This window comes from Lysinibacillus fusiformis (assembly GCF_003049525.1).
Classification (GTDB): Bacteria; Bacillota; Bacilli; order Bacillales_A; family Planococcaceae; genus Lysinibacillus; species Lysinibacillus fusiformis.
Genome location: NZ_PYWL01000004.1, coordinates 190154 through 213435, shown reverse-complemented (window position 1 = coordinate 213435; position 23282 = coordinate 190154). Strand labels below are relative to the sequence as shown.

17 protein-coding genes, 4 pseudogenes and 1 other annotated feature are annotated in these 23282 nt (G+C 37.1%); of the genes and pseudogenes, 9 read left to right on the top strand and 12 right to left on the bottom strand.

Translation table 11 applies throughout. The features are described 5' to 3' along the window. Window positions 1–38 precede the first annotated feature (38 nt). A complete protein-coding gene (locus C9J29_RS12300) occupies window positions 39–989 on the bottom strand; it encodes an LCP family protein (RefSeq protein ID WP_008177649.1) in 951 nt (316 codons plus the stop codon). A 177-nt stretch (window positions 990–1166) separates the two neighbouring features. On the opposite strand from C9J29_RS12300, the gene msrA reads away from it, so the two are divergent. Further along, on the top strand, window positions 1167–1688 hold the full coding sequence (gene msrA / locus C9J29_RS12295) for a peptide-methionine (S)-S-oxide reductase MsrA (RefSeq protein ID WP_089986547.1): 522 nt from the start codon (window positions 1167–1169) through the stop codon (window positions 1686–1688). 65 nt (window positions 1689–1753) lie between these two features. On the opposite strand, the gene recQ is transcribed toward msrA, so the two are convergent. From recQ to argS, 4 genes are all read right to left on the bottom strand, one after another. Continuing rightward, a complete protein-coding gene (gene recQ / locus C9J29_RS12290) occupies window positions 1754–3526 on the bottom strand; it encodes a DNA helicase RecQ (protein ID WP_107922243.1) in 1773 nt (590 codons plus the stop codon). A gap of 7 nt (window positions 3527–3533) precedes the next feature. After that, on the bottom strand, window positions 3534–4592 hold the full coding sequence (locus tag C9J29_RS12285) for a TcaA NTF2-like domain-containing protein (protein ID WP_237068828.1): 1059 nt from the start codon (window positions 4590–4592) through the stop codon (window positions 3534–3536). Between the two features lie 297 nt (window positions 4593–4889). After that, complete coding sequence (locus tag C9J29_RS12280; protein WP_107922242.1) at window positions 4890–6065, bottom strand: MFS transporter; 1176 nt, start codon at window positions 6063–6065, stop codon at window positions 4890–4892. Window positions 6066–6174: 109 nt separating this feature from the next. Beyond that, window positions 6175–7848, bottom strand: coding sequence for an arginine--tRNA ligase (argS, locus tag C9J29_RS12275; RefSeq protein WP_107922241.1), 1674 nt, complete (start codon window positions 7846–7848; stop codon window positions 6175–6177). A gap of 45 nt (window positions 7849–7893) precedes the next feature. Further along, window positions 7894–8113: a binding site (T-box leader), on the bottom strand. 104 nt (window positions 8114–8217) lie between these two features. Here argS and C9J29_RS12270 point away from each other — a divergent pair. Together C9J29_RS12270 and C9J29_RS12265 are read left to right on the top strand one after the other, a co-directional pair. Continuing rightward, the gene (locus tag C9J29_RS12270; protein ID WP_089986552.1) at window positions 8218–8517 is read left to right on the top strand and encodes an ArsR/SmtB family transcription factor; all 300 of its coding nucleotides are present in this window, start codon (window positions 8218–8220) and stop codon (window positions 8515–8517) included. Window positions 8518–8635: 118 nt separating this feature from the next. Next, window positions 8636–9829, top strand: a pseudogene (locus C9J29_RS12265) (MFS transporter). A gap of 11 nt (window positions 9830–9840) precedes the next feature. Here C9J29_RS12265 and C9J29_RS12260 read toward each other — a convergent pair. Next, window positions 9841–11727 carry an FAD-dependent oxidoreductase gene (locus C9J29_RS12260; RefSeq protein ID WP_107922240.1) on the bottom strand — a complete coding sequence of 629 codons (1887 nt, stop codon included), beginning with the start codon at window positions 11725–11727 and terminating at the stop codon, window positions 9841–9843. Window positions 11728–12313: 586 nt separating this feature from the next. Here C9J29_RS12260 and C9J29_RS12255 point away from each other — a divergent pair. After that, a complete protein-coding gene (locus C9J29_RS12255) occupies window positions 12314–12514 on the top strand; it encodes a hypothetical protein (RefSeq protein WP_008180036.1) in 201 nt (66 codons plus the stop codon). Between the two features lie 149 nt (window positions 12515–12663). Here the strand turns inward: C9J29_RS12255 and C9J29_RS12250 are convergent, their stop codons facing one another. Beyond that, complete coding sequence (locus tag C9J29_RS12250; protein WP_237068827.1) at window positions 12664–13812, bottom strand: copper amine oxidase N-terminal domain-containing protein; 1149 nt, start codon at window positions 13810–13812, stop codon at window positions 12664–12666. A 174-nt stretch (window positions 13813–13986) separates the two neighbouring features. Between C9J29_RS12250 and C9J29_RS12245 the strand changes: the two genes are divergently transcribed. Both C9J29_RS12245 and C9J29_RS12240 read left to right on the top strand, forming a co-directional pair. Continuing rightward, window positions 13987–14451, top strand: coding sequence for a DUF2691 family protein (locus C9J29_RS12245; RefSeq protein ID WP_107922239.1), 465 nt, complete (start codon window positions 13987–13989; stop codon window positions 14449–14451). A 68-nt stretch (window positions 14452–14519) separates the two neighbouring features. After that, window positions 14520–14903: a helix-turn-helix domain-containing protein gene (locus C9J29_RS12240; protein WP_107922238.1), complete on the top strand. Its 384-nt coding sequence runs from the start codon at window positions 14520–14522 to the stop codon at window positions 14901–14903. On the opposite strand, the pseudogene C9J29_RS24700 reads toward C9J29_RS12240, so the two are convergent. Then, window positions 14858–15278: pseudogene (locus C9J29_RS24700) on the bottom strand (MFS transporter); the annotation flags it as partial. The gene C9J29_RS12240 and the pseudogene C9J29_RS24700 sit on opposite strands and share 46 nt — an antisense overlap. 275 nt (window positions 15279–15553) lie before the next feature. Then, window positions 15554–17053, bottom strand: coding sequence for a methyl-accepting chemotaxis protein (locus C9J29_RS12230; RefSeq protein WP_107922236.1), 1500 nt, complete (start codon window positions 17051–17053; stop codon window positions 15554–15556). Window positions 17054–17718: 665 nt separating this feature from the next. On the opposite strand from C9J29_RS12230, the pseudogene C9J29_RS12225 reads away from it, so the two are divergent. After that, a pseudogene (locus C9J29_RS12225) lies at window positions 17719–18592 on the top strand (GNAT family N-acetyltransferase). A gap of 678 nt (window positions 18593–19270) precedes the next feature. Here the strand turns inward: C9J29_RS12225 and C9J29_RS12220 are convergent. The 3 genes from C9J29_RS12220 to C9J29_RS24500 all read right to left on the bottom strand — a co-directional run bounded on the left by C9J29_RS12220 (window position 19271) and on the right by C9J29_RS24500 (window position 20877). Continuing rightward, window positions 19271–20452, bottom strand: a complete 1182-nt coding sequence (locus tag C9J29_RS12220; RefSeq protein WP_107922235.1) for a macrolide family glycosyltransferase — start codon at window positions 20450–20452, stop codon at window positions 19271–19273. Next, entirely contained in the window at window positions 20449–20697 is a 249-nt protein-coding gene (locus tag C9J29_RS24505; protein WP_201798425.1) for an AbrB/MazE/SpoVT family DNA-binding domain-containing protein, read from the bottom strand. Before C9J29_RS24505 ends, C9J29_RS12220 begins: the two co-directional genes overlap by 4 nt. A gap of 90 nt (window positions 20698–20787) precedes the next feature. Continuing rightward, complete coding sequence (locus tag C9J29_RS24500; RefSeq protein ID WP_237068837.1) at window positions 20788–20877, bottom strand: helix-turn-helix transcriptional regulator; 90 nt, start codon at window positions 20875–20877, stop codon at window positions 20788–20790. 419 nt (window positions 20878–21296) lie between these two features. Here C9J29_RS24500 and C9J29_RS25075 point away from each other — a divergent pair. Both C9J29_RS25075 and C9J29_RS12205 read left to right on the top strand, forming a co-directional pair. Then, window positions 21297–21410, top strand: a pseudogene (locus C9J29_RS25075) (tyrosine-type recombinase/integrase); the annotation flags it as partial. A 231-nt stretch (window positions 21411–21641) separates the two neighbouring features. Beyond that, window positions 21642–23246, top strand: coding sequence for an ABC-F family ATP-binding cassette domain-containing protein (locus C9J29_RS12205; RefSeq protein ID WP_008180083.1), 1605 nt, complete (start codon window positions 21642–21644; stop codon window positions 23244–23246). Window positions 23247–23282: the final 36 nt, after the last annotated feature.

Genomic DNA, 23282 nt, shown 5'->3' with positions numbered 1-23282 from the left:
CCTTTATATTACAGGATAATGTTGGATTTTGCTAAATATCACTCCAGTGAAATGCCTAAAAAATCACTTAAAAAGGCCTTATTTTGTTCCACATCTATCACGATTGAATCGCCGGCATGACTAAAGTTTTGGAATTGATAGCTACCTTCAATTGGAATCGTTGCTTTTTCAATGTTCACCTTGCCCTTAGATAACAATTTCAGCACTTGTTGCATTTCTTCAGCAGAAGAATAATCGGTTGTAATATAGCCTTGTGCTGCCCCTACAAATTTTGGTAAATGCAATACATTCGCAGGTGTTAACAGTTCATTTTTTAAAGCCTCGATAACCTTTTGCTGACGTGCTACACGACCGAAATCACCTTCCGCATCATGACGGAATCGTGCATAGCCTAGTAACTCCTGTCCATTTAAGTGATGAACACCTTGCTTTAACTCTACCCCAATATTTTCAGACATATCCTTCTCAACGTCCATCTCAACACCATTAGGCGCTAAAATATCCACCAACGATTCAAAGTTTTTAAAATCGATAAGCGCATAATGGTGAATCGGTAAGCCGAACATATTTGTTAGTGTATCCTTCAGTAGCTGTACCCCATCTAAGTAGTACGCTGTATTAAGCTTATAGGATTGATAGCCCGGGATTTCCGCATAAATATCACGCATAAAGGATACGAGCTTAATATCATTGTTTGATTTATTCCAAGATAATACCATCATCGTATCTGTTCGAGATTTCTCCTCGCCACGTGTATCGACACCGAGGATTAAGTAATTTTCGATATCGCCTTTTAATGTATCGCCAGAAAAATCCTCCTGCTCAACTTGTGTTTGATTGGCAAGCTTTAGGCCACTGCGGTACTGCATGATAGAATAACCTGCCACAACCAAGACACAGAGTATTAATAATGTAAAAATTGCTCTCCCTTTACGAAGCTTTCGTTTTGTAGGACGTTGTGAGCGTCTAGTATAATCTTGCTCTTCCATAATGACTAACTCCTCTATTTTTTTATAGTTAATGTAACGATTGATTAGCCGGAAAGTTTCATTTGGCTGATAGAGGAAGTCCCATCTTCATCTATCTTATTGTTATTTTACACCCAAATGCTCAGTTTTTTCGCCAAACAATGCTATAATATTTTCACAAAAGAAAGGATGATGTACATGATAGAAAAAGCTACATTTGCTGGCGGTTGTTTTTGGTGCATGGTTAAGCCATTCGTCGAGTGGGATGGTATACATAAAGTAACATCTGGTTATATGGGCGGCCATTTAGAAAACCCAACATACGAGGATGTTAAGAAAGGGACTTCTGGCCATTTAGAAGTCGTCGAAATTGAATTCGATCCAGCCATTTTTAGCTATGAACAACTACTAGACATTTATTGGATGCAAATTGATCCCACTGATGCTTTTGGGCAGTTTCATGACCGTGGAGAGTCCTATTCAACAGCGATCTTTACTTACACGGATGAACAAAAGCAAATCGCCGAGGCATCTAAAGAAAAGCTAGCCACTAGTGGACGCTTCGATAAACCTATTGTAACCAAAATTCGCGATGCTGAACGCTTCTATCCAGCGGAAGACTATCACCAAGATTACTATAAAAAAGAAGCTGATCACTATAAGCAAGACCGTGCTGTTTCCGGCCGTGATGAGTTTCTAACTAAGCATTGGGATAAATAAACAAACGGAGGTGCCTCAATTTTTCATTGAGACACCTCTCTTTTTGTAAAAACACATGCTTAATTTTAGATGGGTGTTTCTAAAAATGATTGTAGTGCCTCAAAGAAACGCTTGCCGTATTTATCAAATTTCACTTCACCGATGCCGCCAATGTGGCGTAAATCATCCAGTACTGCGGGCTTCTTGTCACATAAATCACGTAATGTTTTATCTGAGAATACTACAAATGGTGGAACTTTCTCTTCATCTGCAATTTCTTTTCGCAACACACGTAAATGTTCAAATAAAGGATCATTATCAACCAGTTTTTTAACCGTTACAGCTTCCTTCCGCATGACCTGTCGTTGCCCAAGTAGAACTTCTTTGCCATCGGCTGACACATAAATAGTCGGATACGTGCCGTGCTTAACTGCCAATAAGCCTTCGGCAATTAGAAACTCAATAAAGTTCGAGACATCTTTAGACGAATAATGCCCTTTCAAAATGCCATAGGTCGATAAACGTGCAAATCCAAATTCATTCATTTTTTGATTTTTGGAGCCGATAAGTACTTGAGCCACCATCGTCTTGCCAAATTTTTGGCCCATCCGTACAACACAAGCGAGTACCTTCTGTGCATCCTCCGTTACATTCATCACAGTACGGCCATCATTACAATTATTGCAGCGACCACAAGGCTCCTCTTGTACTTCACCAAAATAGGCTAAAATTGCATTTTGTAGGCAGCCCTCTGTATGGCAATAATCGACCATTGTTTGGAGCTTCGCTAATTCCTGTGGTATTCGTGCTTCATCTTGCGATTGGTCAATAAGAAAACGTTGAGTTTGAACATCTCCGGAGGCATACAGTAGGATACAAGCACTTGGAAGACCATCTCGACCAGCTCGCCCTGCTTCTTGATAATAGCTCTCCATGTTGCGAGGCATTTGATAGTGCAGTACAAAGCGCACATTACTTTTATCGATTCCCATACCAAAGGCGTTGGTAGCCACCATAATACGTGCCTCATCTTTTAAAAAACGCTCCTGCTCAGCCATCCGTAGATCCTCTGATAACCCAGCATGGTATTTGGCTACCGCTTCACCCGACCGACTTAGCATGTCATAAATCGCGTCTACCGCTTTTCGTGTGGCGGCGTAAATAATACCGACTTCCTGTTTATTTTTCTGCAAGTAATTTTTAATATAACGTTCTTTATTTTCACCAATTAACACCGAAAGGGCCAAATTATCACGTGTAAAGCCTGTCATCACTGTTGCATCTTCATCAATGGTTAAAATTTTCCGAATATCCTCACAAACAGCAGGTGTCGCAGTGGCGGTAAGCGCTAAAACAGTTGGCTTCTGCTGCCACAGTGTGAAAAGCTTTTGAATGGAACGATAACTTGGTCGAAAATCATGACCCCATTGAGAAATACAGTGTGCTTCATCCACCGCAATTAATGGCACGGATAAATAGGACAATGCTTGAAGGAAGGAAGCACTTTCAAGTCTTTCAGGTGCGATATACAGTAGTTTTAAATAACCAGCACTAGCTAGCTGCATCGTTTCATTCACTTCTTGTGCTGTTAATGTACTATTTATATAGGCAGCAGGAATATTGGCTGCTCGTAAAGCTTCCACCTGATCTTGCATTAAAGAAATAAGAGGCGATATAACGATTGTGAGCCCCTCAAGCATTAACGCTGGAATCTGATAACAAATAGACTTCCCTCCACCTGTTGGCATCACACAAAGGCTCGATTGTCCATGTAAAGTTTGTTCAATAATTTGGGCTTGTCCTTGCCGGAAGGCTTCATAGCCAAAATGATGCTGTAGCATTTGTCTTGCTTGCTCCATGCAAAGTTCACTCCTCAGTAGTAAGACGAAGTAGCTTGTACTCGCCCTGTTCATTTTTCATAATTTCATAAAGCATGATGGAATGGGCAAGTGCCTCCTGACCAGTTGCGTTGGTCAATACATACTCCGTTTTAGCTTGTACCTGTAGATGCTGATCCACTATACGAATATCTTGAATGTCCGTATTCGAGAAATGAATCTTCGCGTGTTTGGAGGCATAGTAGGCAACCATACCTGCCAAAGTGTCTTGCAAATCTTCTGATCCAACAATCGGCTCCATAACACTTGCATCTTGAATAGTGACAGCGCCTTTTAAATGCTTATGGAATGTATCTAAAAAAAGATTGATTTCATCTATATTATACGCAAATATATTTTCACCATATTGGTCGATGGCTTGCTGTACGGCTTCTTGATCACCCTGTTCAATATAAGGATATAAATTTTTTGATTGCGATAGGCGTACACTCGCCTTCATGCCTTCCTTTAACCACTTCTGCATAAACGGTTGAATTTCCTTTATCGGCAATATGTATGGTTGTGCTTCACCTAGCTGCTGCCGGTTAAAATAAAGACCGACAATTGCTCCGTTTTCCGCCTCCATCACGGGGCTTCCCAAAGGTAGCTTTTCATCTGTATCAATATAATAAGCAGCAATTTTATCATCGTATTTTTGAATCGTATAAGGTAAGCCATTCACATAAACTGATAGCTGATCGAGCTCCCCCTCATACATTTTAGGTACTTTTACATTCGCTTTATAGGTCACCTGCAAAAGTGCAACATTATGTGCCGTTGACATAAAATGAACATTCGTTGCCACTAGCTTATCCGGACCAATTTGCACAAGGGCAGTTGGCTTTGAGGCCACTAGTGCGCCATTTGTTAAAATATAAAGCTCATCATCCTTTTGCTGAATAATAATGCCTGCACCAACTCCATGCTCACCTATCACTTTGACCTCAGGCACTATCTTTTCTTCTTGCTTGGCCACTGTTTTTGTTGGCATCTCTGCTTTTTCTGCTTGAAACCAGCCTGCACCTATTTGACTGTCACAACTTGTCATTAGTATTGTAGCCGCTCCTAAAACGAGCATCTTTTTATACATACCTTCACCAAAACTTTCTTTTCAACTATCTCTCTTGTCTATCATAATCAAGGTCTTAGGATGTTTCAAGTTTACATAATATTATTATTTGAATTTATCTAGTAGTAAAATAGAGCAATCGCTTTAGTTCTATTTCATTCTACCTATTAAAATTTATGGATTCTCTGATTTGCTGTGAAAATGGATGGATTTTAGGCCTTCAAAATATTTTTGACAAAAAAAAGACATGCGTTTTGAATGGCATGCCTTCTTGAATTAATTTTTTCGCAGTAGCCCTGTTGTCGCGATTATTCCTAGCATTAATGCTAGAAAGATCACATACGTCCATGTATGGTTACCTGTCATGTCATAGCAAACGCCAATCAAAACAGGAATGATTGCACTTAGCATAAAGCCACCTGAAAATACCATCGATGACCAGCTGTTGGCTTCCTGATCATTTCTAGCTTCATCAAGCGGTAACAGCAGGCCGATCGGAAATAGCCCACTTAGAACAATGCCGATTATCAATACGGCCAACCACAAATAAATACCTGATAAAAGCCATAATAATGTAAAGCCTATCAGCCCTAAACAGCCTAATGCCACTGCCCATGCTAATCGATTAGTCCATTTCTCCATAAGCATCGGCACAGCAATATTCCCAATCATTTGTACAATAGACATAAACGTCAGCATCATACTCGCATCCTTAAGCGTCATTCCTTTGTCCTGTAAAAGAGGTGTAAGCCACGACATCATAGAGAAAAACAGTGAGGTTTGTAAGCCAAAATACAATAAAATTGACCAAGCGCGCCCAGTTACCCAAGGATTACGCGCCGGTTCATTTTTAGCTAATTCTTCACCATCTGCTCCTTGTTCTTTCGGAATTGCCCAGCTCCATAGAATAAGGGCGACCATAGCAAGTAAGGCCCACATGCCCAGTGCAACTGTCCACTGATTATCAAAATATTGATAAAAGCTCACTGTTAATGCTGCACTTAATGTCGCACCAATGCCGATGCCAAATGAATAAATACCAATAACAATTGTAAAGCGTTGAGGGAATTTTTTCTTAATAAATGCATTTAATATAGGCCCAATCATCGCAATAGCCAAGCCTGCCGCAAAACTAGTGACAACTAATAAAAGATAGCTTTCTTGGAAAAAGCGTAGCCCATTTGCGAAGATGAGTATAACCATTAACAGCACGATTGCTAATTTTGTTCCAAGCTTACGCTGAAATGGTACAGCAATCGGAGCAAATAAACCCATGCAAAAAACTGGGATAGATGTGAGAAAGCTCATACTCGTATTGGAAACCTGTAAGTTTGTCATGAGGACATTATAGAGTGGCCCAATTCCCGTTACTGCGGGTCTCATATTAAGTGCTACAAAGAATATACTTATTACGACTAAAATCAGTGAAACAGTCCATTGTTTTTTACCCATTTGATTTAATCCCCTCTGCTGCCAGTCAATGGAAGAATTTTCTTTTATTATTCTATCCTTTTACCATGTATTCTATAAATGGTCAATGCTTTCAATATGCGACCGTTCACTACATATTTTCTGGCGACTCAATGCCCAATAAAGCTAATGACTCTTTTAACACTATCGCCACACAATGACAAAGCGCTAGACGTGAAGCTTGCTGGGCATCATCGGTTAATATTTTTTGATGAGCGTAATATTTATTTAATAAACGTGCTAGCTGTAAAGCATATTTTGCGATAATGGATGGGTCTGCCTGATTAAAAGCGGTGTCCACAACCTTCGGAAATTGTTCCAATAATAAAATGATTGGCCAAGCATGCTGCCCTAATGGAGCAAATGTCTTTATGTGAGAGGGCACATCGCCTTTTGCCAAGATAGAGCAAATACGAGCATAGGTATACTGTACATAAGGCCCTGTTTCCCCTTCGAAATTCATCATTTGCTCGATGGAGAATTCAATATCGTTTAAACGATGATATTTTAGGTCATTAAAGATAACCGCTCCAACTCCTACTTGCTGCGCTACTCGCTCTTTCTGCTGTAAATGAGGGTTTTTGTCTTCTATATTACGCTTAGCTGTGGCAATCGCCTCGGCTAGCACATCCGCTAATAACACCACTTTACCTTTACGTGTGGACATTTTCTTACCATCTTTAAGCATCATCCCAAACGGTACATGCTGTAAATCTTTTGCCCAACTATACCCCATCTTTTCAATCACCTGAAATAATTGTTTAAAATGGAGCGTTTGTTCATTGCCAACTACATAGAAAATTTTGTTCGGTTGATACTGTTGCTGTCGGTAAAAGGCAGCCGCTAAATCACGAGTTGCATAAAGCGTGGCGCCATCTGTTTTTGTTATTAAACAAGGAGGCATTCCCTCCATCTCTACTACAAAGGCACCCTCTGATTCGATTAGGAGTCCTTTGCTTTGTAGCTCTGTCACAACCTCTGTCATTTTATCATTGTAAAAGGCTTCTCCTGTATATTCATCAAAATTGATACCTAGCAGCTGATAAATAGCCTGAAATTCATCTAACGATACATCGCGGAACCATTGCCACAATGCTAATGCCTCTGAATCACCATCCTCTAATGCTTTAAATGCGGCGCGAGCCATTTCATTTAATGTAGGATCTTGTTCGGCCATCGTATGAAATTTAACATAAATCTTTAATAATTCCTCAATAGGAGATGCTGTAATGGCTTCCTTATCACCCCAATTTTGATACGCAACGATAAGCTTGCCAAATTGGGTGCCCCAGTCCCCTAAATGATTAATACGAATAGCCTGGTAACCATTTTTAACTGCAATATTTGCCAAGGCATTCCCAATGACGGTTGAACGTAAATGCCCCATAGAGAACGGTTTAGCAATATTGGGCGAAGAAAAGTCGAGGACGACACTTCCCATTTCATTTTGATTCGTACCAAAATTTTGTTGTTCCTGCATAATAAGGCCCAACACTTGTTGCGTTACTGTTGCTTGATTTAAAAAGATGTTGACATAGCCACCAACGGATTGCACCTGATGGATCATCTCATTTTGCAATTGGTTCGCTATTTCCGCAGCAATTTGTTGAGGTGGCTTCTTCCATATTTTAGCCAAGGTGAAGCATGGAAATGCCACATCGCCAACTTCTAAACTTTTTGGTTTTTCTAGCAATTGTTCCACGTCTTGAGCTGTTAGCTGATGCTTTAAAATTTCAGCAATACTGTTTGCAATTTGTTTATTCATGTATATCCTCCTCCATTTTCAATAAAAAAAGCCCCCGCCTCTATAATTAGAGACGAGAGCATAGTAATCCCGTGGTACCACTCTAGTTGCCATTCATAATGACCACTTTCCATTGTTAACGAGGTGACGCCCCGCTATTCTCTACTAGTAGTTCGAGAACCTTCTCCAAAGTGCGCTTCATTCATGGTTTCTGTATTAGGCTCACACCATCCCTAACTCGCTTTCCAGTTGTCCCATCAATTACTCTCTTTATCATCGAATTTTTCTATGATTTTGACATATTCTACAGGAGTCCTTTCTTGACGTCAATAATTTTTTGTATAAAATTAATCATTGACATATCGAGATAATTCGATATATCATCGAGACATGGAACCTATTGAAATTTTTAAAGCGTTATCAAACGAGACAAGGCTAAACATCTTACAGTGGTTGAAGGAACCTGAGAAGCATTTTCCAAAAGTGAGTATTGAAGGAGGCGTTTGTGTAGGGGATATTCAGGAAAAAGCAAAAACTTCTCAATCGACCGTTTCTCACTATTTAACTATGATGCAAAAAGCTGGTCTCCTTGAATCTTTTCGTCATGGTCAATGGACGTATTACAAATTAAAAGAAGAAACTGTCCAAGAAATTGCAATGTTTTTAGTATCAGAAACCCAAAATGATTAAGTGGGTTTCTATTCAAGTATTATATCGAATATTCACGATAAATAGATATAGGGTCCGATATTACATCTAATATATCGATAATTCTCGATATATAAATATAAGGAGGTATCAATATACAATGGTTCATGAAGAACAAACGCTTAGTAAAAAGCATAAGATTTTAGCATTTACGCTTATTTTGCTTACTTTCGTCATGGGGACAAGTGAATTTGTAATTGTAGGGCTATTAACTGAGGTTTCTACATCTATAGGGATCTCGATTGCTACAGCAGGCACATTGGTTTCTGGATTCGCCATTGCCTATGCAATAGGCACCCCCATTGTAACAGGCTTTGTCAGTAGATTTCCGAAATATCCACTTATGTTAGTATTAATTGCCATTTTCATCCTTGGAAATATAATTAGTGCTTTATCTAGCACTTATGTTGTGCTAATGGGCTCTAGAATTACGACTGCTGTTGTCAGTGGTGTTTTAACAGCTCTATCTATGTCCATTGCTAATACGGTCATTCCAAAAGAAAAAAGATCCACTATCATTGCTTCGATATTTTCCGGCTTTACCATTGCCAATGTCATGGGTGTACCATTAGGAACAATGATAGGACAATGGAGTAATTGACATATGACATTTTGGTTAACTGCCTTCTTAGGGGGCGTTGCATTTATCATAAGCATGTTTGTGTTACCTAAACATTTAAGTGGTGAGAATGGATCGCTATCCGATCAATTGTCCTTATTAAAGCATCCTAAAGTTATACTTGCATTTTTAATTCCTATTTTCACCATTGCTGGAACATACACAATCTATACATTTATTACGCCTATTTTAGAAAATAAACTTGGTGTTCCGACTAAATACATAGCCATTGTCCTTCTGATCTATGGTTTCTTTTCTATTTTTAGTAATGTTTTAGCAGGTAAAATTGCACAGAGAAACGGATTAAGTAAATTACGTTATATTTTTATCATTCAGGCATTCATCTTATTTTCCTTTTATTTTACAATGTCCTCCCTTTGGCTAGGAATTTTAAGTATCCTGTTAATGGCTGTTATACTTTATGCCGTAAACGCGACAATTCAGCTATACTTCATGGATTTAGCAGAAGAGTATTCTCCATCTGCCAAAGATTTTGCTTCCTCATTAACGCCAGTAGCCGTCAATTTGGGGATAGCATTAGGCGCTGCCATAGGAGGCTTTGTCATTAATTCAGGGAGTCTAGAATATCTTGCCTGGGCAGCAGCAACGTTGGCACTGATTGCATCTGCATTCACCTCCATGAGTTACAGACGAAATTCAAACGATTCACATTAAAAAAACGCTCCTCATTTAGAGGAACGTTCTTTTTCTATATAATGAATGACATCTGCCATGATGGCATACATCTCTTTTAATTTCAGTTGCTTATTATCTTTCACTTTTTTCGCTACTTTTTCAGTAACAATTTCTTGATCAATTAAGCTTTCCCAGCTTGTTCCAGTCGATTCATCGATAAGCACATCTGCCAAATATTGCGCCAGCTCATCTCGCGTAATAGCTTCATCACCCGTGCTATATACCTTATTTATGACAATCTCCAGCTTATCTTTCTTATCGGCTGTACTCTCTCCGCCGGCACGAATCATACTTTCTTTAAACATTTTAGCAAACTTAATTTTCGTTGCTTTACTGTCGACCTTTAAATCATTATCATAACCGCCCACTACAAGTCCATAGTTAATTAACGATTGAATGGCTTCATCATACCATTCGCCCTGATAAGGATAGTCCACAGAAAATGAATCGATATAGGCACCTTGTTTATCCAACTGCTCTCTTAACGTAGCAATTAATTTTTTATCCTTGCTCATTTCTCTAAAAGTAACATCTTGTTGAAGAGCCAGTGCTGCCGCTGTCCCTGCCGCTTCCCCAGTCACCATACCGGTTGGAACAATACGGGCACTTCCCGCTGCTAAAGATGAATAACCTGCAGATCGTCCTACAACAAGTAAACCATCGATATCCTTTGGTACTAGAGATCGGAAAGGAATCGCATATTGCTTTGGTGCAGAAATAACATAGCCATAATCATGGGGTGTTTGAGCCTGCACATCTACTGGATAAGAAGCAATCCCAATGCTATCCCAATGATCTCGGTTTTGCCAAATATCGGACATTGGTAATTGATATTCCGCCCAGATATGTCTTGTTTCTCGTACATAAAGCTCTTCTGGGAAGCTGACAATTTCTGCTTTTTCAAATCCAGGGAAGTTTTCCTGTAAATATTTAAGTACATGCAATGTTTCTTTTTTACCAGCAGCAATGGCCGCCTGCTTCGAATGATCATTTAAGCCATCAATACCAAAAATTTGTAAGGCATTAATAAAATATTCATCATCCACTCGCGCTAAATTTAACCCTCTTAATCTTGTACCTTCTTGTAAAGGTGTATATTCATCATGAAGCTTGGTAAAGCCCCACATAACGGTATGATTCAAGTTAGCCCCGCCAAATACATCTGACTTCGCCGCTTTTTTTACTTGATCCCAATCAACATTTTTCAAGTGAAGCATTAATGTTACAGCCATGCGTTTATCCTTTATCCCTATATCTTCACCACCAACGAAGAAAGGAACTTTAGACATCGTAGCAAAATCCGCATCCTGTGTAGCATCTATGAATGATTTTCCTTTAACGACATATGTACCGTATTCATTTTTTAGCTCAACAGACGTTAGTTGCTGTTGTTGAAGATTCGCTTTGACAACTTCCGTTTGCACCGACAATGTTAAATTGGGTTCCTCATCAATCAGCTTTTTAAACGCTGCTTTAGCTCCGACGATACCAAAAGCATCATTGCCTCTCACTAGCTCATGCCATTCTTTAAAAATACCTTCACTGATGGAGTTATTATGACCATCACGTGGAATATCTAGAAAATTTAGCATCCCATATGTAAATAATCCACCCAATTCTTCACGTTTTTCTACCAATAATGTTTTAGCCCCATTACGTGCTGAAGCAACCGCAGCAGCGACACCCTCAGGCTCACCACCAATGACAATTACATCATATTCAGACTCTATATTGTTAATTGGTACTGGCTTTTTATACTCATCCACTAATTTATTGTATGCCATAGAGTTTGTTATTTCTTTGATAAAATAGTAGCTTCCAAACCCAAGTAAAACTACTAAGATTGCAGTGGCTGTCCACAATAAGCCTTTACCCATAATATACCTCCGATAGTTAATATTTCCAATAACATGTTTATTTTATCATCATTTCTGCCACTTGAAAGAGCTGAATGTCCTATTGATTTTTTGCCTACGACCATAAGGCATATCATTTTCTACAGTATTTTTCTATGAAATTATCGTGTATTCCATCATATAAAGGATTAGGATATTTTTCCGATTTGCAGACAAGGTTTGTTTCATCACTTATAGTAAGCAGTCAAAACGGGGATGTGCTTGCGGGCACAAGTAGATAATCAGGATACATTGTTCCTGATAAAAAAACAGTCAGAATCATTTTAATCTATATTTTTGTCGACAAGCAACTAAAAACCCTTTGGTAAATGATGTGAATTTACTATTCTTTTTCAAAAATAGTTAAATACACTACTAAGTAGACGCATCAACTTCAAATAAAGTTACAGGAGAAAAGATATTTATCGATAACCTTAATGAGCTAGTTTTATCCGTCACCCTACCATTTTACTTCTATTTTTTATTTTACTATGGTATATTTTCTATTAGGAAATCATTTCCAACTATCCAAACAATGGTCTTTAGGATCAATAAATGAGGTGCTTGTATGGATCGATTTGAAGTTTCTTTTAAAAATAAAGCAGTGCGAATCTGGTTTTACACGGTATTCCCCGCCTTTATATTAGCTATTATTTCTATTATTATTTTGCCCAATGAGCAAAATAAATATGTTTCATTAGGTTTGTCACTAGTTGTAATCATATATTATATTTGGTTTATTTTTTATATTAAAAAGCAACGCAAATAATAGAACATGTAAGTGCCGGAAAGTAAAATCAAACAAATGGCCATGCCCCCATTCCAATCATAACAAACCTAGTAAGCAAAAATTGACTAGCTCAGGATCCGTACACTACAGAACCTAAACCAGCCAACTGTATCATGAATACGCAAACTTTAAGGGTGTAATACCTCATGATTATGCCCCTTTACGTCTACCCTGTAATTTCCAAAAGTTTTTTTTCTATCATCTGAGCTTAAATTCCCAAATCTATTATAACCAAAAATATAGATGCCGTTATCATTTATTTTCCAGTTATATGAATTGCCTATCGTATCAAAACCATAATAAAACCCTTGCTTGCCTAAATAATCAGTAACCCATTGGCCATTTGTTCGTGTTGCAGATTTTAAATTACTCGTTTCATGAGCATATACAATACCACGCTCATATCTCGTTAGATAATAGACATTATTCTCATAAGGTTTTACAGCTTTAATCGGTGCTTTTTCTACGGCTACTCTTGAAATGGATTGTCCATCCACATAATATAAAATAAATTCTCTTGTAGTGTTATAGGCGTAGTCCATATAAAAATTGCCCATATCTGTTTTAATCCAAATATCCCCTAATTTGATGATATTTTTATCCTCAACAAATTCCTTATAAACAAATGGTTCAAAATCAGAAAAATAATTGCTATAGAATAATTGACCCTTCTCTTGGATCACTGCCATAAAACGATCGCTATAGACAATTGATTTCCCCTGAAATAGCCATTCACAAATGCGGACAAGTTTAAGATTTTCAAGCTCCGCTGCCTTTACATCCCTAATCATAATCAAACTATAAGGTTGTAGGTTTTCATTTTTTAAATAAACTACTTTCTTATCAAAAGCCTCCCCTATATATCTTAAAGGAATATAGGTAGAATTATGATGAAGGTTAGCCGCAACGTCCATTTGAATCGAGTGGCCATTCACATCAATAGCCTTGTTTCCGATTTTCAAGGTTATGATTTTATCAGAATTTTTAATAGTTATAGTATTGTTTTTAGCATTGAAATCGACTTTTGCGCCAAACCCTTCAGAAATAAAGCGAAGTGGCACTAAGGTTCTTCCATCTTTGATAAGTGGCTGTACTGCAGAAACCATATTACCATTGACAAATGCCTTTGAGCTTTCAGGCGACATAATGATACTGTTATGAAGATCATTGTCTGTAATATCATGATAATGTTCACTAAGATTTGCTGCCTGCGCTGTTTGACTAAATGGCAACATCCATAAACAAATGACTACTGTTATGATAATTTTTATCCTCATTTTATACTCCCCTACATGATTTGCTTATTTTAGGTATGCATAGACGTCTGCATTTTCCAATATAAGCTAAATTATACACTTTTCTATTGAGAGTTGCCCAGTGAATTACATTTTGTAATTGATAGATTTTTTTGTTTTATAATAAAATTAGTAGTTTGAAGAAAGGATGTTAAAATGCGAGGTATTTCTTTCGAGATTAATAATGAGTATGGCAAGTTTTTATCTGATATTTTTTCAAATATCATTGATCCTTCTTGGTATTGGTCAGTAGGTCCTGGAGAGTCTTACAAAATAGAAAAAGGAACACTTGGTTCAGATTTATTCCCCCACAGTGTTAGTTTAAATGGTCCATCATTCTTAGAATATATTTCAACTAAAGAATATTATTTAATATTTACGGATCTAAAGGCTTTTCCTAATATGGAAGAGGTAGTAGAAATTAAAAGTTATGACGATTTTTTAAAGAGCACTTGTGAACTTGCACTTTTAATTATAGATTCATGCTATGTCTCAATTTTTTCAAAAGATGAGTCAATTACTCATAAACTTTTCGAACGTGCAAAAAGTTTTCATTACACTAATATTAACTATATCACTATCGAAAATGATACACGTACCAGTTTGACAGTATGGGGATAACTAATTGATTACTAAAAAAAACTATGTTGCCAAAAATCACAACTGATATTATCCCCTTTAGGTAGACAATGTTAAAAAAACTACAGTACGCTGTAGATAACATTATACTTAAAGGGGATTTTTCGATGTCGAGAAAGAATAATACGTATCCAACTGAGTTGAAATTAGAAGTAGTACAGGCTTATTTGGCGGGAGAAGAAAGTATGCAAAAGATTGCGGAAAAATACGAGATTCGTAATGTTTCACAAGTGAAGGTATGGGTGAGAGAGTTTAAAGAAGTAGAGTCGATTGACGCGTTTAACCGTCTTCCATCTGCTGGATCGGGGGCGAAAGGCATAAAAAATCCGTTAAAAGGCAAACGGATTCACTTCAAAGATATGGAAGAAGAACGTGACTACTACAAGGCAAGAATCACTGTTACGATCGACGGAAGATACATAACATCTACATGAAATCCTATAACAATTCCAACCTCCGATAAACCATGACCATGAGGTTTCATATGTACTGGTGTCATCCTCATTATAGCAACCATTACAATCTGAGTAAGAACCATAACCGTTGCACCGACTGTAAGACCTCTTTTATTTAGAGCATTTTTATTTAAGGATTCTGTCTTATTTCCAAGCTCATTTTCTTGTCTGTTTGCTTCTATCATTGTTGCAATTTTTAATGGATCAGGACGTAACAAAATAAAAGCACTAACCCTGCCAAAAAGCGATAGACGATAATATAAACGGTCCCGCAAGGGGAGGAATCCCAATTAACAGTGCAAATCTACCCATATTTTCTACTAAATTCGGACCTAATACAGCGTCAAGTGTTGTTGTTTAGTAATCTTTTTATAAATAGAAATAAGATATGTTACTGTGGGACTTTTAAGTAGTCTCTTAGCTGTTGATCTAAGTATATCTCTGCTAGCACTCGGTGTACTGAACGCCAAAAAGGGCATTTTTTAAAACTCATAAATAAAACCAGATACTCATAAAAAATTTTATGAGCCCCTGGTTATTTTAATGAGAATTCCCCTATTTGCTTTATATAAAAGCTTTTTTAATGTCACTTGACGTTAAATAATCAACTAGCGAAATACTCTTTAATTTTATTGTTGCTTTGAAAATTCCACCAAATCCTGTGACATTGTACCAATTTCATCTGCCGAGGCATTCAATTGTTCTGTAAGAGCCGCCTGCATTTGCGCAAGCTCACTAATTTTATCCATATAGTCAATAATTGTATCAATAGAGACCTTTATTTGCATTAAACTTGATTCAATATTACCTGTTGCCTTAGCCGAATTAACTGCTAATTTTCTTACCTCTTCAGCTACTACACCAAAACCTTTTCCTTGTTCTCCTGCACGTGCGGCTTCTATTGCAGCATTTAACCCTAGTAAATTTGTCTGATCTGCTATCTCTCGAATAAAATGTGATATAATCTGTGTTTCATCTGCTACCCCTTTCGCATCATTGGCAGCTTCGGTTGTTTTTTCCTGTGTGTTCGCCAGTTCCTGTGCCTGCATAGTAATAGAATTAATGCCATCAACCATTTGATTAATAGAAGCTGATAATTCCTCCATACGTGTCATAGTTTCTTGCACATTTTGCTCTTTCATTTTTTCATGTGTAATATCTCGAATAGTTCCTGCCACTCGCAAAGGAGCTCCCTCACTATTACGAAGCGTTGTACCATTTGCATGAAACCAGCGATATTCACCTGTTTTTAATTGAAGGCGATAATCTACTTGAAATGGCGTACGCCCAGAAAAATCTAATAAATGGGCACTAAACGCATCTAATGCAAGCTGCTTGTCCTCTGGATGCAAGCGATCACTCCAAGAGCTCATAATATTTGGAAAATCGAGTTCATCCTTGAAGCCTAATGTTCTTCGAAATTGTTCACTCCACCAAAAGGAATTTTGTGGATTTAATGGATCACCTTGATCTACAATCATATCCCATGGCGCTTCTACTAGAGCTTTATTGATTAAATCATAACGTGTTACATATCCCTGTAATTTTTCAACGTTTATTTTTTTATCATGAATATTCATCATCAAACCAATTATTTGATACTGATCATTTTCAAGATGAGAAGCAATTCCTGTAGTCTGTATCCAGCGCTCTTGACCGTCACGGCAGCATATCAAATGCTCCATATTAAAACGAGTTTGTGTTTCTAAACTCTCCTCTAGCATCTCTTTAAAATCAGAACGATGCGCCACTGTAATTACCTTCAAAAAATCTTGAAAACTGTCTTTAATAGCATAACTATTGAATCCTAAGAGCTCTTTTAATTCTGTCGAAGCTGTAAAAACATTGTTTGGATCATCCAAGCGTCCGTTCAATACTTGTAATTCCCAAAGACCAATTTCATTACTTTCCAATACATTACCCAATTTTTTCTGCAATTGATCTTCAGATTCTTTCCGAAGCCTATTTACTTGATTTAAATTATGTACTAACTGTTTTAATTCCTCATCATTTGTTGAAGCTAAAGTATACTCATAATCATATTGACCCTGTTTAGCCATTTGCAATTGAGCCTCACTCAACTTAATAAGATCGCCAATTGTTATGTTCCGTTCTTTTTTTAAAAACATGCTTAGTTCCCCTTCGATATTGTATAGATTACATGACTAATTCAAGAATCATTAGTTATAAAACTAGAATCATATTTCGTGTTTTTCTCATTATAACCGAAAAAATAGTTAAAAAGCACTCGAAAAATAATATATTATTTAGATGCACTATATACCTTATAACGGCTACCTCATTTACTTTAAGAACTATATATTTTTTTAAATCTGTATCCAAATACTCAAATCACTAGTGAATCCAGGAATTATATGATAAAAAGAGATTCTTTGATTACTCATATCGGGCTATCCAACGCGAAACAAAGGAATCTTTTTAAATACATAATAAATCAATGATATATTCATAAATTTTAATTGAATTTGTCATTGAAGGTTTATTAAAAGAATAGAATTAGGGTGTTCTCGAAATTGGATTATATACTTGTTGAAAAAAATTAATATAGAGATAAAAATCTGTAGATACAAGTATTAAAGTGCGTTATTTTAATGGTAATAATAGTAAATTAAGCATTTTACTGTTAGCGAACAAATGTTAGCAAAGGGCAAATTTTTCAAGGGAAAACGAATAGCTAGCCCTCTAAACTGCGGAACCCCCTACTATTGAGAGGGGTATTATTTTGAGCCAATCACCAACAGAATTTTTCATTCGTAACTTTGAACATGGAGATATGCCTTTACTTGGTGAGTTGTACCAATCAGTAACAGCAAAAGACAACGCGATGTTTTGGTGGGTCGGGGACGAAGATAATTGGAGTAACGTTTATTGCGCATTTGAAGATGGGAAAATGGTCGCTAAGGGGCAAGTTAGCATCATTAACGTTGTTCCTCCTGGTCGTTCAAAAGAGAACAATCACTCTATATATATTAATCTGAAAACCATTTATGAAAGAGAACAGGACACTACTCTGCTTGACAAAGTCTATCAATATCTTTTAACAAGAGCAAAGCAATTAAAGGTAACTTTACCTCAAGAATATGGAACAATACTTTGTGTTGGTAACGATTCGAAAGAAACAGCAAACAATCATTTTTTTTATCCAAAAAGGATATCTCCCTCTGAATAGTTTGTATAGCATGAATCGAGATTTGACTGAACCGGTTCTTGAGTTAAAACTTCAGGAGGAGTTTCAATTCTCACACTGGAGCATGGAGACATCTAGCGAGGAAAGAGATTACCTTGATATTGAAGCTGAAATTTGGCCAGATGCTCCACTTGGTCTTAATAGGTTGTCTGAATACAAAAATAACAAGCTATGGACATCCATGGTCATACGTCAAATAGACACTATTATTGGCGGACTAACGACATGGTAGGAAGAAGACTACGGTGTAATTGAGGACGTTTTTGTCCGTGAACCATGGAGAAAGCGTGGAATTGCAAGGTTTACGCTTACACAGGCTTTGAAATATCTTAAGTCTCATAAGCTACAAAAAGCTACTCTCATGGTACTAACGACAAATAAATCAGCCTTATCTCTATACGAATCGGTTGGCTTTTATACGGATAAAGAAGAGATAAGATACTTCACAAAACTCAATTAGGTAACAAAAAGAGGGGTGGGCTACCCCTTGAACTGACCTCTTCGGGTTAGACAAAACAAAAAAGCATCTTCAATTGAATTTAGGGTAATGTATCCTAATATCAATTGGAGGTGCTTATTTTTATGGGAACGAGAGTGAGTTATCCGCAAGAAGTAAAATTAAAAGCAGTTGAAATGAAGTTACAAGGTATTCCTACAAAGGTGATATTAATACCATGTGATGTTTTTTAGCTCACTAGTAACGGACAGAAGCCCATTCATTAAACCAAACCTGATGTGCGTATTGAGCTATTTCCTACTATGCTTCTTTACGAAGGCAAGCGTTTTCTCAGGTGTTTGTTCAGCGTGTGTTCAATGCGGTGCTTACCTACAGACTGAAAATTCGCACCATCATATTGAGTAAATTGATGGTCTGTTTCACCGTTGATTTAGCAGAGTCTTTTACTTCTATGATATTATCTCGAATATCATTGGTTAGCCCAGTTACTTTGTCATCCAATTTTTGTTTGGAGATTACAGAATAGTAAATTCCCACAGCATCGTTTTGGAACCTTTCGTTAAAGTACGTTATTCTATAATCTGGCCCTCTAGATGAAGAAAGACGCATTCATTAATAAAGAAATGCGCCTGCTTCTTGAAGTTTTGTTCACCATATAAACTTTTGCAGTATACAAAGCCGTTAGGATTTCTCTCCAATTTTACGCAGGATCACATTAGCTGCTTCTACTGCACCACCAGCTTTCCTAAAGCTTTCTGACAGTTTTTGCGCTCCTTCCTGGTATACTCGATTTGTAAGCACTTCAGCTACCGCTGTTGCTAAATACTTTGGAGTTTTTCTATTAAGTTTTAATCCTGCACCGAGCTGGGCAACTCGGTCAGCTACCATTCTTTGTTCGCTATGTTGCGGAAATAAAACCATTGGAACTCCAAAATATAGACTTTCATTCGTACTATTCATCCCGCAGTGGGTAATAAATACATCTGCTTTTTGTAATACCGAGATCTGATCCACAGCGTTTTTCACTATGAAATTTTCTGGTACGCTATCAAGAGACGAAATCTCAGTTTTTTCTCCGACTGACATCACAACATCATAGTCTGTCTTCCCAAATGCTTTGAGACAGTTTTGGTAAAAATCCTGATTCTGATTTAGTATAGTTCCAAGAGAGATGTAGATTACTTTTCTAACTCTTTTATCATTCTGTATCGGTATAGACTGCTTTATGGATGGTCCAACAAAGGCATAGCGCTCAGAAAAGGTATCCGCCATTGGCTGAAATTCTTTCGAAGTGTAAACAATGGTGTCCGTTTCATTATCATTTTGAACTAACGATACAAAATTCTCTACTCGATAACCATGATCATTTAATAGTTTAATTTTTCTGTTAATCCTTCGCATGCCTAGAATCATTCTCCAGACTTCCATGAAACTCCGCTTCATTAGTTTTGCTGTATACTGATTAAAGGCAAACGAAGTAGTCGAACAAATATATGGAATTCCTAGTTTCTCAGCAAATAATTTTCCCCAAATACATAAAGAGTCAGATACAATGCAGTCTGGCTGAATATCCATTAATTCTTTACACACCTTTTTATCCAAAGCAATCGTTATATCCGCTGCCATTTCAATTAATGCTGCAAAATCTTTGCCAATCTTACGGTCCAATTCTATATGTGTAACTTTAGGTAAGAATTCATCACAAGCCATAAAAAAAGCACCAGTGTCTTCTATTTTGTCCTGAAATTCTAAAAAGGAATAATACCAAACTTGATGACCTTTCTTTATTAATTCGGTTACTACCGGAATAGTGGGGTTGGTGTGACCATGTGCGGGTAACGAAAAAAAGATGATTTTACTCATTCAATCTCATCCTTCGATTCCGCATTTCGAATCATCTCTGCAAATTCTAGGAAGCCGTCACTTTTTAAGACAGCGATTCCTTTTGTCGCATCCTCTCCCAAAACAACCAGTTTATCACCTGCATGAATCTGATACATTTCACGTGCATGTTTTGGAATTATAATCTGTCCGCGTTCTCCTACCTTCACAACACCAAAGAACTGCTTCCCTTTAGGACTGATCCGGTTTGCTTCTTCTTCATTCATATTTTGGGATAATTGATCTATGGTTACTTGAAAAATATCACCGAGCATTTTGAATTTGTGAATATCTGGTATAGCCTCACCGTTTTCCCACTACGCTATGGTCTGCCGTGATACGTTTACCTTTTCAGCCAATTGTTCTTGACTTAGTTTATGCCTTTTACGCAAAACACGAATATTCATACCAATCATGTTTTTCATCTCCTTTTATTTTATAATATAGAGGATTTAAGGAGATAACTATCAACAGTTCATAACATTTCTTGTTAAATATAGTGGCAAATATTCATACGCAAGAAAGATATCCTATCCATATTTGATGCTTATTCCATGACCTGACCCGTTTGTGGTACAAAAAAATCCTGCTTATCAACACAGGATTTTTACTTATTATTAACGTCGTGACTTTATTTCGAATCTACATCTAATTGCCTTTTAATTGAGTAAACAGTGTTCCTAGAAAGACCTGTTTCTGGGTGAATATTCATTACTACACATTTCGTGTTAATAAATGTTTCCCTGTGGCAAAAATTATCTGAAAGTTCATTTATCTTTCTATCCGCTAACTCGTTTGATCCGTTATCTGCTGAACGAACAAAAAAATGGTTGATATAATCACAAAAAGAACTCTTATTCCAAAAATTACTTTGCATGCATTACGTCACACACATTGCACCATCTTATTAAATCAAGGAATGAGTGTGAAAGTAATTTCTGAAAGACTGGGAAATACACCTGATATGATTTATAAAGTATACGGACATGTTTTAAAAGAAATGGAAACGGAATCCTTAGCTTTATTCAGTAACAGTTTACAGGTAGCTGGGGCAAGAACTGGGGCTATTCAATAAAACAATTGCCAATAAACCTTGCTGTCATAATGTTTATAGACTATGGAACATATTTCATGATATACTAGTGCCATTGTGAAAAAAGGAGGAACTTGCATGATTCAAGTTAGTAATGTAGGTCTTCGCTATGGCGATCGTAAACTATTTGAAGACGTAAATATAAAATTCACACCAGGTAACTGCTATGGTTTAATTGGCGCAAACGGTGCTGGTAAATCAACATTCTTAAAAATTCTTTCTGGTGAAATTGAAGCACAAGAAGGTAACGTATCAATGGGCAAGGACGAACGTTTATCCGTCCTTAAACAAAATCATTTTGAATACGATGATTATACAGTGCTTGACACTGTAATTATGGGGAATAAACGCCTCTATGACGTAAAAACAGAAAAAGATGCTATCTATGCAAAGGAAGATTTCTCAGATGAGGATGGTATGCGTGCCGCTGAGCTAGAAGGTGAATTTGCAGAGCTAAACGGTTGGGAAGCTGAGTCAGAAGCAGCGACATTATTAAACGGTTTAGGTATCTCAGATGACCTTCACTACATGCTAATGGGTGATCTTGAAGGTTCAGATAAAGTAAAAGTATTACTTTCGCAGGCCCTATTTGGTCAGCCTGATGTACTGTTACTCGATGAGCCTACCAACCACCTTGACTTAAAAGCTATCCAATGGTTAGAAGAGTTCTTAATTAACTTTGAAAACACAGTCATTGTTGTATCCCATGACCGTCACTTCTTAAACAAAGTATGTACACATATTGCTGATTTGGACTTCTCTAAAATCCAATTATATGTGGGTAACTATGATTTCTGGTATGAATCTTCTCAATTAGCTCAAAAAATGGCTCAAGACCAAAATTCTAAAAAAGAAGAAAAAATCAAAGAATTACAAGCGTTTATCGCACGATTCTCTGCGAATGCTTCTAAATCGAAGCAAGCGACATCTCGTAAAAAAATGCTGGATAAAATCGAGTTAGATGACATTAAACCATCAAGCCGTAAATATCCATTCATCAACTTCCAAATTGGTCGTGATATCGGGAATGATGTATTAACAGTTGAAGGTCTAACTGCAAATCATGAAGGCGAATCACTATTCAAAGATATTCGTTTCTCGATGAACAAAGATGATAAAATCGTTTTACTTGGTAGCCCACTTGCTAAAACGGCGCTTCTTGATATCTTAATGGAAGATAAAGAAGCAGATGCTGGTACATTTAAATGGGGTGTAACTACTTCTCAAAGCTACTTCGAAAACGATCATGACAAGTACTTCGAAGGAACAGAAAAGTCATTAGTAGAATGGTTACGTCAATATTCTCCTGATGATGAAACAGAAAGCTTCCTACGTGGTTTCCTAGGACGCATGCTGTTCTCTGGTGAAGAAGTGAAAAAATCACCTTCTGTTTTATCAGGAGGCGAAAAAGTTCGTTGTATGTTATCAAAAATGATGCTTGCAACAGCGAACGTAATTTTACTAGATGAACCAACAAACCACCTTGACCTTGAATCTATTCAAGCATTGAACGAAGGCTTAATTCGTTTCAAAGGGGCTATGATTTTCACATCTCATGACCATCAGTTCATTCAAACAATTGCTAACCGTGTGATTGAAATCCGTGAAGACGGTTCAATTTTAGATAAGCAATTAACATATGATGAATTCTTAGAGTGGAAAGATCGCGAAGGTTTAAACTAATTTCAATAAAAATCCTCTACCGAATGTTTGCGTAGA

Excerpts from the sequence above, each read along its gene's own strand:
- C9J29_RS12300 (WP_008177649.1), bottom strand. The coding sequence starts at position 989 with ATGGAAGAGCAAGATTATACTAGACGCTCACAACGTCCTACAAAACGA.
- msrA (WP_089986547.1), top strand. The coding sequence starts at position 1,167 with ATGATAGAAAAAGCTACATTTGCTGGCGGTTGTTTTTGGTGCATGGTT.
- recQ (WP_107922243.1), bottom strand. The coding sequence starts at position 3,526 with ATGGAGCAAGCAAGACAAATGCTACAGCATCATTTTGGCTATGAAGCC.
- C9J29_RS12285 (WP_237068828.1), bottom strand. The coding sequence starts at position 4,592 with ATGACAAGTTGTGACAGTCAAATAGGTGCAGGCTGGTTTCAAGCAGAA.
- C9J29_RS12280 (WP_107922242.1), bottom strand. The coding sequence starts at position 6,065 with ATGGGTAAAAAACAATGGACTGTTTCACTGATTTTAGTCGTAATAAGT.
- argS (WP_107922241.1), bottom strand. The coding sequence starts at position 7,848 with ATGAATAAACAAATTGCAAACAGTATTGCTGAAATTTTAAAGCATCAG.
- C9J29_RS12270 (WP_089986552.1), top strand. The coding sequence starts at position 8,218 with ATGGAACCTATTGAAATTTTTAAAGCGTTATCAAACGAGACAAGGCTA.
- C9J29_RS12260 (WP_107922240.1), bottom strand. The coding sequence starts at position 11,727 with ATGGGTAAAGGCTTATTGTGGACAGCCACTGCAATCTTAGTAGTTTTA.
- C9J29_RS12255 (WP_008180036.1), top strand. The coding sequence starts at position 12,314 with ATGGATCGATTTGAAGTTTCTTTTAAAAATAAAGCAGTGCGAATCTGG.
- C9J29_RS12250 (WP_237068827.1), bottom strand. The coding sequence starts at position 13,812 with ATGAGGATAAAAATTATCATAACAGTAGTCATTTGTTTATGGATGTTG.
- C9J29_RS12245 (WP_107922239.1), top strand. The coding sequence starts at position 13,987 with ATGCGAGGTATTTCTTTCGAGATTAATAATGAGTATGGCAAGTTTTTA.
- C9J29_RS12240 (WP_107922238.1), top strand. The coding sequence starts at position 14,520 with ATGTTAAAAAAACTACAGTACGCTGTAGATAACATTATACTTAAAGGG.
- C9J29_RS12230 (WP_107922236.1), bottom strand. The coding sequence starts at position 17,053 with ATGTTTTTAAAAAAAGAACGGAACATAACAATTGGCGATCTTATTAAG.
- C9J29_RS12220 (WP_107922235.1), bottom strand. The coding sequence starts at position 20,452 with ATGAGTAAAATCATCTTTTTTTCGTTACCCGCACATGGTCACACCAAC.
- C9J29_RS24505 (WP_201798425.1), bottom strand. The coding sequence starts at position 20,697 with ATGAATGAAGAAGAAGCAAACCGGATCAGTCCTAAAGGGAAGCAGTTC.
- C9J29_RS24500 (WP_237068837.1), bottom strand. The coding sequence starts at position 20,877 with ATGAATATTCGTGTTTTGCGTAAAAGGCATAAACTAAGTCAAGAACAA.
- C9J29_RS12205 (WP_008180083.1), top strand. The coding sequence starts at position 21,642 with ATGATTCAAGTTAGTAATGTAGGTCTTCGCTATGGCGATCGTAAACTA.